At 34.4% G+C, this 11,212-nt stretch carries 5 protein-coding genes and 1 pseudogene; 1 reads left to right on the forward strand and 5 read right to left on the reverse strand.

The window, feature by feature from the left end; all coding sequences use genetic code 11:
* The 3 genes and pseudogenes from Q0L29_RS12380 to Q0L29_RS12390 all read right to left on the reverse strand — a co-directional run.
* Nucleotides 1-1,095 (reverse strand): annotated as a pseudogene (locus Q0L29_RS12380) (hypothetical protein); the annotation flags it as partial.
* A gap of 166 nt (nucleotides 1,096-1,261) precedes the next feature.
* Nucleotides 1,262-2,506, reverse strand: a complete 1,245-nt coding sequence (locus Q0L29_RS12385; RefSeq protein ID WP_296622089.1) for a M48 family metallopeptidase — start codon at nucleotides 2,504-2,506, stop codon at nucleotides 1,262-1,264.
* A gap of 8 nt (nucleotides 2,507-2,514) precedes the next feature.
* Nucleotides 2,515-3,558 (reverse strand): type IX secretion system membrane protein PorP/SprF, encoded by a 1,044-nt coding sequence (locus Q0L29_RS12390; RefSeq protein WP_296622091.1) that lies wholly within the window; start codon nucleotides 3,556-3,558, stop codon nucleotides 2,515-2,517.
* 255 nt (nucleotides 3,559-3,813) lie between these two features.
* On the opposite strand from Q0L29_RS12390, the gene Q0L29_RS12395 reads away from it, so the two are divergent.
* Nucleotides 3,814-8,958, forward strand: a complete 5,145-nt coding sequence (locus tag Q0L29_RS12395) for a PKD domain-containing protein (protein ID WP_296622093.1) — start codon at nucleotides 3,814-3,816, stop codon at nucleotides 8,956-8,958.
* Nucleotides 8,959-8,968: 10 nt separating this feature from the next.
* On the opposite strand, the gene Q0L29_RS12400 is transcribed toward Q0L29_RS12395, so the two are convergent.
* Complete coding sequence (locus Q0L29_RS12400; protein ID WP_296622094.1) at nucleotides 8,969-9,391, reverse strand: thioesterase family protein; 423 nt, start codon at nucleotides 9,389-9,391, stop codon at nucleotides 8,969-8,971.
* On the reverse strand, nucleotides 9,384-11,212 hold a 1,829-nt coding region (locus tag Q0L29_RS12405; RefSeq protein ID WP_296622096.1), incomplete at its 5' end, for a triple tyrosine motif-containing protein. The genes Q0L29_RS12405 and Q0L29_RS12400, both read right to left, overlap by 8 nt.

Below are 11,212 nucleotides of genomic sequence, written 5' to 3' on the forward strand. Positions count from 1 at the left end.
ACCCAATGTATTGGTTTTGAAAATATCTCTTCCACCCATAGAGTTTTCACCATTAGAGGTAAAATATAGAGTTTTCATGTCAGGATGAATAAAAGGAGCATCTTCGTCATATTGAGTATTTACTTCCGGACCGAGGTTCTTAATATTACCCCATTTTCCGTTCCCTACATTTTCAGCAACCCATATATCCAATCCACCAAAACCACCTGGGCGGTTACTGGCAAAGTATATTTTCTTGCCATCAGGAGTAATTGATCCGGTACTTTCTAAATCTCGTGAATTTAAGCCTTCAATAGCAGAAGGTTGACTCCAACCGTCACCCTCTTTTCTCATAAGGTAAAGATTTCCTTTGTTTCCAGAACCAATAAAAACCAACATTTGCTGACCATCTGCAGAAATCCCTGCAGTACCTACATTTTCATCTGTTCTGATTTCAATTCTACTTGGCTCACCCCAGTCTCCGGATTTTCTGTATGTGATATATACTTCTTCGGCTGCTCTTCCTGTTCTTTTATTTGGTCTTAATGAAGTGAAAGCCATGACAGATTGATCAGCAGAAACTACAGGATTATACTCTGTAAATTCTGAGTTAATAGGCGGGGCCATTCTTTGAATGTTGATGTCTTTTTTCTGTCCCATTAATCTTTTGGCATTCTCAACTTGGGTAAGTCCTAATTCTACCTCTGATCGGATTTTTCTATCGTTTTCACCTAAGCTGTTTAAATATTGATTATAATATTTACTTGCTTTTTCGAGCATTAAGTTTTTATGAAAAGCTTGCGCCATATAATAAAAAGCGTCATTAGGTAAATCAGAAAAATTATCTTGCTGTTCTAATTTGCCAAAGATTGTAGTAGCTTTTAACTGGTCAGTTACGTTTGGTAATTTCAAATAAGAGACGCCTAGCATATAATTCACATAAGGCTCGTTGGCACCTAATTCTACGGCTTCAGCTAAGGATTTTACTGCACCCTCGTAGTTTTGAATTTTAAAAAGATTTTCACCTCTATAGATTAAGTCATCTACTTTATTCTGTTGGGCAAAAACCATTGTAGAAATGCTTATGCAGAATAATACTATAAGTGATTTTTTCATGATAATATACTTTAAAATTATTTTCAGCTGATAATTAGCTCAAGCAATACTTTTCTTCAACGGATTAGAATTTCTCAGGTTTATGATGAGAAATATAACCATTTAAAGTGATATTAGTATTATCGAGACATAAAGATAAATTTTTTCTTTAAAATTAATACAATCTTTATTTGTGCTTATCAATAGCTTTTAGTCTTTGCAATAGTGGAGGATGTGAGTAATGAAAGAATACATACCATTTATGAGGCTTTAAATTACTCAAACTATCCACTGAGAGCTTCTTAAGGGCATTTTGCAATGCTTCCCCATTGTAAGTAATTGTAGCAAATTCATCAGCTTGAAACTCATGTTTTCGACTAATGAAATTTGAAAACAATGATAATATAAGACTAATAGGAGTATATATGATTCCAAAAGCTATGAAATTAACTGGGAAACTAAGTTGCTCAGCACCTAAGGCTTGGCTTAATGCAGGGTTAAAAATCATAAAAGACATGATGAATAACATAGCTCCAGTTTGTAAGGTACCGCTTATGAGTCCTGAAATCGTATGCTTCTTTTTGTAATGTCCTACTTCATGTGCTAAAATAGCTACTAATTCTTCTTCAGTTTGCTTTTCTAATAAAGTATCGAACAATACTATTTTCTTTCTTTTACCAAAACCTGAGAAAAATGCATTGGCTTTGGATGACCTTTTGGAGCCGTCCATTATGTAGATATTATCAATTGGGAAATTTACAGATTTGCCATAGCCCATAATTTTCTCTCTTAAAGAACCTTCTTCTAAAGGCACTAATTTATTAAATAATGGCAGTATCCAGCTAGTGTAGAAGAAATTTGCTCCAATCATGAATAGGGTGATGACTAACCAAAATATCCACCAGAAATCCTGTCCAATCCATGTGATAAGAAATACTAATACACTTAATAAAATCCCACCTACGATTACGGTCAATAAATATCCTTTTAATTTATCTTTCCAAAATAGGGCAGGGGTCATTTTATTGAATCCGAATTTCTCTTCAATTTTAAATGTAGAGTACCACTGCCACGGAATATTCCAAATGTCATTTAATATGTAAATGATGCCAAAGAAGGCTAAGGTTTGACTTACTACAGAATCGAAATGTTGCCTTACGTAGGAATCTAAATCACCCAGGATGCCGAAGATTAATACCAAGAGCATGATAACTAAACTAGCCAAGCCACTCCATAAACCAAATTTTGTATTTACTCGCTGATATTGAACCGCCTTAAGATATTTTTCTTCATCAAAAATATCTTTTAAGTCATCTGGTAATTTTGAATTGGCTTTTTTAAAATTTAATAAATCAATGACAGTATTTAGGGCATAGTCTAAAACTACCACCAGTATAATGATCGTAAAAAATTGATCGGAATTAAAAATCATAAATTATACTAAAATTTAGGGCAAGGGATTACTAATTTATCTGCTGGTGGTCTTCTTGGATCAGTAAGTGAAAGAATATATGTAATTGAAATTTCGTGAGCACCACCACTTCTTATTCCCAGATCAGATAAGGTATAGTCAAAACTATATCCAACTGCTAGTTTTTCATAAGAATACCCTACCAAAAAGACTAAAGATTCAGATGCCGAAAATCCATTGGGCGTTTGAAAAGGTATTCCTCTGTACCAAAGCCCAACAACCATCGGCTCTAAAGTACTATAAAGTCCTAAGTCTAATTGTTGAAATCCTCCCTGCATTTTATATTGGGCGGTTGGGGTAATGCTCCTCTCGTCTCCTCTTTTCGTATAGCCTTTTCTGTAACCCGTATTCAAAGGGATTTTATAACCAGCATGAAATGAATGCTTCATGGGTAATCTGCTATCTTCACCTAAGATTGATTGATTGGGTTGATTGAGGTGGAATACTGAATAGCCAAACCAGAAATTTTCTGAATAAAGAACACCTCCGAATGAAAGGTCTAAGAAAGTTACACTTGGCCCTGCAGCTGCTTCGCCTGTTGGATTTTGGAAGGTTTGGGTGTCAGGATCCCACTGATCACCAAACGTTAATTGGCTAAAATTTAAATTTCGGTTGTAAACACCTACTTGAACGCCTGGTCTAAAAGTTAAATTATCACTTAATCTTAATTGATAGGCATATTGCGCACCTACTGATGTAGATCTTAAACCTGCAATTCCTTCCTCATCTCGAGAAATTATTAAACCCACTCCACTTTTTAATCTATCAAAATAATGATCGAAGTAAGCCGAATAGGTTACAAAATTCGCATTAATACTAGGCCACTGGTTCCTATAATTAATTCCTGCACGGCTCATCTGTGTGTTTCCTGCAAAAGCTGGATTTAAATATAATGGGGCCGCATAGAATTGAGAAAATTGAGGGTCTTGTGCCTTAATTTCATTAGAAGCCATAAAAAAGACTCCAATTAGCAATAGAACGAATAAACTTTTTCTTTTTAAATTATCCTGCACAACACAAATTTAATTTCAAAATTTACCGAAAGATAGGAAATAAGTAATAAAGAGATATAATAAGAATAAAAATTTTATTATTTTCTATTAAAAAATTGAAAAACAGTAAATTGCTCCTTTGTTTATCTTTTTATTTTTAAATTTCGATTTAATGTAATAAACGTTAATTTTTGATAAATCATATATTTCTCTAGAAAGAAAATTTATCTTGCTTATTTTGCGTTAAAAGATTGAAGCTGACAATTCTCAAATTGTATGAATAATAAAATATTAAAATTTGTATTGATTTCCTTGTTGTTTACTGCTCAAGCAGCTGTTTCACAGGACTTTTCCGAATCCTTCTGGTTTTTTGGAAATAATAATGATGCCATTCAATTCGATAGAAATGATGACAGACAAGCGTTACTAATTGAAAACCAAGCCACGCCCTTTGGAAATCAAGGATCTGCTGTTGCGGCCAATTCAGTGGATGGGCAATTATTATTTTATACCGATGGAGCTGTTATTTATGGTAAAAACCATAATGTGCTTCCCGGTGGAAATGCAATTGGTGGGGATAATTCTTTAAGACACCCGGTGGCAATTGCCCCTTCAAATAATCCGAATGATAATATCTTTTACGTTTATATTATAAATGCAACGGGTAACTTACAGATTTTAAGTGTTGATATGGCATTAGGTGAATTTGGAGAAGTTACCTCTTCTGCTCAAAACACAGGCTTTTCCAATTTGAGCGAATTTGTTAATTCTTATAAAGTAGGAGATAGTTATTTTATGTTATTTCAATCGGGCAACAGTTTGGAAATGGCACAAGTCCTAAATGATGGAACACTTCAAGGCGTGGCAGACCATGTTTTCTCTATTGATTATAGCTTGAATAATGTTTCAGTCAGATCTCAAGAAAGCGATACCATACAATTGGCCCTGTCTTCTGCAAATGTCGGTGGGAGTCCGAAAAACCTGATTCTCTTGGATTTAGATTTATCAGATATAGCAAATCCTGTATTTCAAAACGAAAATATCTTAGCAAATACTGGGGCTGTAAATCAAATCATTACAGATGTTGAGTGGTCAGTTGGTGGAAGAAACTTGTATTATAGTAGAAACAATAATAATACTGGAGAAGGACGTCTTATTCAGGTGAATTTGGATAGTGCAAGTTCTGAGAATATTTTAAATAGAACAGTTTCAAATGTAGATGCCCTCAAAAATGGACCGGATGGCAATTTATATTTTTTATATAATAATGGAGCAGAGGAGTTTTTAAGCAGGGTTTTGGCAGCAGATTCAATTCCAGATTCTTTGACAGTTGAATGGAATTTATTCAATGGTAACTCCTTTGGACAAGCCCGAAACTTACCAAATATCGCACCACCCGCCTTAATTGATGGTGATGTGAGATTCGATTGGTATGCTTCAGCACTCAATCAAACGATTTGTCAAAATAATCCAGTCTCATTTTTTGCTGATTATAGCGATTTGGATGATGTTACCTCTCTTTCGTGGAATTTTGGAAATGGGCAAACATCAGATGCTATAAGTCCTAATGTTATTTATGAAGAGGCAGGACAATTTAATGTTGTATTAACTATAAATGCTGGCGGAAATTTCTTTATTGATTCTGCGGCTGTTACCGTTAATCAGTTTGATTCTGAAGTGCAGTTGCAAGACACCACAGTTTGCCAGCTTCCACTAGAAAATTATGGACCAACGCTTTCTGATGGTTCCAATCCCGATGAGGTTGTTTGGATTAACCCTGACCCAGAGAAATTTACTGATAATGGAGATGGTACTGCTACTTTCCTACAATCAGGGGTTTATACTGCAGCCGTTACAGTAGGGAATTGTACCGTTACAGCCAGTTTTGAACTTACCTTATTTGAGGAACAGAAGCAATTATCTAATTTTTGGTATTTTGGAGATGGCGCAGGTATAGATTTTAATGGAGATGCTGGGCCTATAGCCGTCACAGATGGAAATATTGAAGCTGCCGAGGGATGTACTACAGTTTCTGATGATAATGGTGATTTACTTTTTTATACCAATGGAGATGTAATTTGGGATTCTGATCATAATGTAATGGCGAACGGAACTGAATTAGGTGGTGATCCTGATGCATCCCAAGGAGTAATAGCAGTTGCTCACGGTTCTGACCCTTCTCTTTTTTACTTATTTCTCAATGAAGATGCGAGCTCAGGCACTAATGTATTTTCCTATGCATTAGTGGACATGAAATTAAATGAAGGTTTGGGAGATGTAGTTTTAAAAGGCCGAAAAATTTATAGTAGAAGTACTGAAAAGGTGGCTGCTCAAGGTGTTCAAAATACTAACGTTTTAACTCATGAGCTAGGAAGTAATAGCTATAGATCTTATCCAGTTAATGCTCAAGGAATTAATGCAGCTGAATATATATCAGAAGGGAGTAATTATTTTTCTAATTCCTCTGCAAATGGATATTTAAAATATGCTTCTGGGGGCGATAAAGTTGCTCAGGCTTATAATTCTGGTGGTGCTTTTATTGATTTCTTAAGAAGAGACAGTTTGGATAACTGGGAGGACGCTTTACTCGATGTGAATTTTGGAGGTACAGTTTATGGAATTGAGTTTTCACCTAGCAGTAATTTACTTTATGCTACCATCAGTAATGGACAAAACTCATTATTGCTCCAAATTCCAGTAAATGATGATTATACTATTGAAGAGATTGAAAACCCAGACAGTGTAACTGTTGCAGATCTTAATTTTGAGGCAGGAGCCTTACAAACTGGGCCGAATGGCCAGATTTATATAGCAGCCAATAATAGTCCTGATGTTTATACTATTGGATCACCTGATCAAAGATTTTTGCCTCAAAATGGCGATAATTTAGCTGCTAGCTTACAACCATTTAATTTGGCAGGAAGAACAAGTCGATTAGGACTCCCTAACTTTGTGCAAAACCTTTCGACTCCAGATCAAGAGCCATCTATTAATGTTATAGCTGGCTGTACTTCTGATCCAATTATTTTACAAGGTGTAGGTAAAACTAGTTTTGATCAATTCAGCTGGACTATTACACCGGTAGGAAGCAGCAGCAGTGTTTACACATCAAATAATCAAAATGATACTTTGGATATTGACTTAGATCCGGGAGCTTATGAAGCATCATTAAGAATAACGAATGAATGCGGCTATGATGAACTTTTGGTTGAGAATTTTGAATTGTTTGCTAGTCCTGATGTGAGTAATGTAGTCAGTCCCAGAACATTTTGCGGAAGCACTTTAACATTAGGTGAAGATATAGTAGATGAGGCGGGACATACTTATTTATGGAGTACAGGCGAAACTACTCAAACAATTGAAGTTACGGAAACAGGAAACTATACAGTGACCATTACCAGTGTTAATGGCTGTATCTCAACCGCTGAAATTTTTGTAGGGCCTCCTTATGAAGCAGATTTAGGTGGCGATAGAATTTTATGTCAAGATGAAAGTCTAAGATTAGATGCAGGTGCAAACGCATTTTCTTATCGTTGGTTCCTGAATAATATTCAACAGTCTGAATCTGGTCAAAATTATGATGTTGATACAAGTGTTCCGGGTACTTATTTGGTTAGAGTTGAAATTCCGGATCCTTTAGATCCTAATTGCTTTGCAGAGGATGAAATTGAAGTGGTCATAAATGAAAATCCAATCATCACGGTTGGTAATACGGTTAATGCAAGTTGTGGGAATAGTGACGGAGAAATACAAATTAGTGTAAATGGAGGTTCAAATGATTTGAGTATAACTTGGTCAGGACCAACAGCAGTTCCAGATAATGAGACAAATGCTACCAATCTTGCTGCTGGTACTTATAATATTACTGTTATTGACAACTTAACTAACTGTACCACAACCGAAACTGTTGCGCTTACCAATACGGATTTTAATGTAGTTGTAAATCAAACTTCGGATTGTGAGCCAAATAATCAGGCTATTGATGTTGAACTTACTGCCAATACTGGTACTTTAAATCCAGATTATGTTTGGGAAATAATTAATCAAGATGGAAATGTTGAGCAGAACGGTACTTCAACTACGACTACTTTTACTGTTAGCGGATTAAGTGAAGGCACATATAGCATTGAAGTGCTTGATCAAAGTGGAGCAGGCTGCTTAGGCGTATCTGATTTCAATATCGTTTTACCTGATTCAGTTAGTTTTAATCCCGATGATAATGTATTTGGATGTGGTTCGGGATATGATCTATATGCTTATTTGGAAAGTTTAAATTCAAATGCAATTTTTACTATCTCACCTGATCCAGTTGATTCCTCAAATGTATCTGCTGGTCTTTATGAGGTAACCGCTACCGAAGGAGCATTATGTCCATCTACCGCTATGATCAATGTTGAGTTAAGCCCACAGGCAGAGATTTTAGATATTGAAAATATTGTTAATTGCGAAGGAGGACAAGAACTTACTGTAATTATGGATGGTCAAGATCCTAATGACTTTACATTTAATTGGAGTAATGGTGCTCAGAGTCAAAGTATCATAGTTAATCAAACGGGAACCTTTACCGTTACGGCTAGTCCAAGAGGTAATATTACTTGTGCAGATTCAATGTCCATTAATGTTGAGGAGGTTTTCACACCACTAGAAGCTAGTTTAGAATCAGAAGTAAATTGCGAGGATGGTACAGTTTTACTAAGAGGATTTGTTAGTGGAGCAAGTGGAAGTTATAATGTTTCCTTAGTAAATGCTCAAGGGGTAAATATTCCTACTGTGGATAATTCTCAAAGCTCCTTAGAATGGAATATTACAGAATCAGGAACTTATACATTTACAGTAAATGATAATGGTCCCGGAGGCTGTGACCCTATTATCATCAATAGAAATTTAACTGTACAAGAAATATTTGAACCCAATATTCAAAGTACTTATTTCATTTGTCCTACCGGATTGGAAACGGAAAGAACCGTTACTTTAGATCCCGGTTCTTTTGGAAGTTATACATGGACTCTCCCTAATGGGAGCACTTCTAATAGCAGAACTATAGTGGCGAATGAACCAGGCGAATATAACGTAATATTAACCGCTGCCGGATGTGAATACAATGTTACGGCTACAGTTTTGGAAGATTGTGCACCTAAGGTATTTGCTCCAAATGCGGTTAGACCAGCAAGTTCAATAGCTCAAAACAGAGCATTCAGAGTTTTTGCTAATGAATATGTAGGAGAATTTCAAATTATTATTTTCAATAGGTGGGGGACTATTGTTTTTCAATCAAATGATAAAAACTTTGAATGGGATGCCACAGATTTAAATGGTGTGCAGGTACCACAAGGTTTATATGCCTATATAATCAACTTCAGAAGTACAGAAGAAGGGGGTAGAACTTATGAACAAAGGGGTGGAGTAAATGTAGTCAGGTAAAAATACCTGACTACTCTATTTTCTTAAGAAATGATTCCGGCATATTAGCAATTTTTCTTTTTTCATAATCAAAGAAAATGATTCCTGTTTTTCCAATTGCCGCCATTTTTCCATCTGACTTTGTAAATCTGTAAACAAAATCGCAACCGTATTTATTTAAATCCATCACTCCGACTTCAATTTCTAATTCTTCATAAGCAAAAACTTCTGCCTTATAGCTTATGGCAGCATCTGTTTGAATATTACCTAATCCGTCAAAATTCATTTCATCTTTGTATCCCAATGATTTGATAAATTGAACCCTGGCATCGTGCATAAAAGCAAAAATACGGTCATTACCAACATGACCACCATAATTCAGATCAGTTATTCTAGTGGTTATTTTTGCGGTAAATAAATATTTATCGGGTTCTTCAATTTTTACTCTACTCATTTTTCTTCTTTAGTTGGTTTTTTCTCATTTTAGAGATCAATTTCTTGCTGCGGGATGAGTTGAAAACAATTAACAATTTAGAAATTCCTTTTTCAATAGGTGAGATTGATAAAGCTAAAATCACATTAATAATAAAGGTATAAACTGGTGATTCGTCAACATATCCTTCTAAATTATTTTCTAGGACTGTCGCTAAAAACTCTAAGAATAAAATTAAAGTCAGGAAAGTAAAGGTTTTAGTCAGATATGAGCTCTGACTAGTCGTGTTTAATTTAATTGATATTAATATTAGTATACTGAAAAAAGCTATTTCTAAAATATAAAACCACCAGGTTTGCCAATATGGAGGCATAACCTCAAAATTAAAATCAAAATTACTTACCTCATTATTGAGAATTGTTCTGGCGTTTATTTGCAGTTTATAATCACCAGTTGGAATATAAGGAAAATCTAATTCTCTATTTTTAGACCATGTAGACCATTCATCCATCAATCCTTTTACATAATACTGATATTCAATATCTTCTTTAAATAAATATTCTGGTGTACTTAAAATTACTTTTAAATTATTTTGTCCATGGTGAAGTTTTATAAATCCCTTATTCTTTACCCATTTGTTTTCTACCATCACACCATCAATAAAAGTTTTAGGCATTGGATAATCTTCTGAAGAGCTATACTTCCATCGTATAATCCGTTCATTAGTGGAAAAAAATATGGTGGAATCATTTATCATGTTTATACCTTTTACAGGAGGTACAATATGTAGCCATTTTTTAGCTTGACTTGATAACTCTCCATTTATAATGCTCCATTCATCTTGTGAAGATAAAATCCATATCTGTTCATTTTGATCTTTTAAGAAATATTTTAACGGGGGGTTAAATACTGAATCTATTTTTAATTTTGAAGAACTGGAGTCTAGCTCTAGAATGGCATCTGAACGTAAAAGTTTAATTTTACCATCCTCCATAAAGATGTTCAGCTCTTCTGAGAAGTTATTTACAATATTTAATTTCTGTATTGTTTTTAATGAATTGTCCTGTAAGCTAAAGATTTCAATAGTATTATAACCTACAGCAATTAATTGATTGTTTATAAATATGAGGTCATTAAAGGTGTTATCAGAATGCTTTTTTAGAATATAATTATTGGATGATAAATCTAAGCTAAATAATCCTTGCTCATTTGTAAGCCATAAAAGTTTATCCGTTTTGCGATATAAAACTTTTTTCACCATTTTGAGATTAGAAATTTTAGTAACGCTCTCTGAATTTAGTATGAAAATTCCGGTATTGCTTCTCGCGATTAATCCTTCATCTGTGTTGGTTAAAGATTCTACATGGCCATCAATGCCCTTTATTTTTTGATATTCAAAATCGATCGATTTTAGTCTACTAATATCAATGGTTTTTACGACTGTGCGGTATTTTGGAGTTGAACTTGACTTATTCTTTTGAGAATTTGTTTTCTTGCTATTAGCATATTGAATGGAGTCTCGAATTTGTTGTTCTTTTTCATCTAGCTTTCTCTTTAATGCTAAAAATCTAATTCCTTCATTTCGATAAATTTCTCTATATTTTTTCAATTCATTATCTATGAAGTCCTCTTCAGATTTATTACTTCCAGAGTTGAAAAGCCCCTCTAAAAAATTATTTGACTCTTCATTTTCTGCTGAAGACTTCTCTGGAGAGGAAATTCTTACTTTTTGGAAAAGCTTTTTCTGAAGAGTCTCATAATCTTTTACTTCATTTAAATAAAAAAGCCCTTCTGTAGTCCCTACCCATAAAGTATCATTCTTAAATAGTGTAACTTCAGGGA

Source organism: Marivirga sp., from assembly GCF_024636815.1.
In the GTDB taxonomy this organism is placed as follows: Bacteria; Bacteroidota; Bacteroidia; order Cytophagales; family Cyclobacteriaceae; genus Marivirga.

Coding starts and splice junctions, on each gene's coding strand:
- Q0L29_RS12400 (WP_296622094.1), bottom strand. CDS start 9,391: ATGAGTAGAGTAAAAATTGAAGAACCCGATAAATATTTATTTACCGCA.
- Q0L29_RS12385 (WP_296622089.1), bottom strand. CDS start 2,506: ATGATTTTTAATTCCGATCAATTTTTTACGATCATTATACTGGTGGTA.
- Q0L29_RS12395 (WP_296622093.1), top strand. CDS start 3,814: ATGAATAATAAAATATTAAAATTTGTATTGATTTCCTTGTTGTTTACT.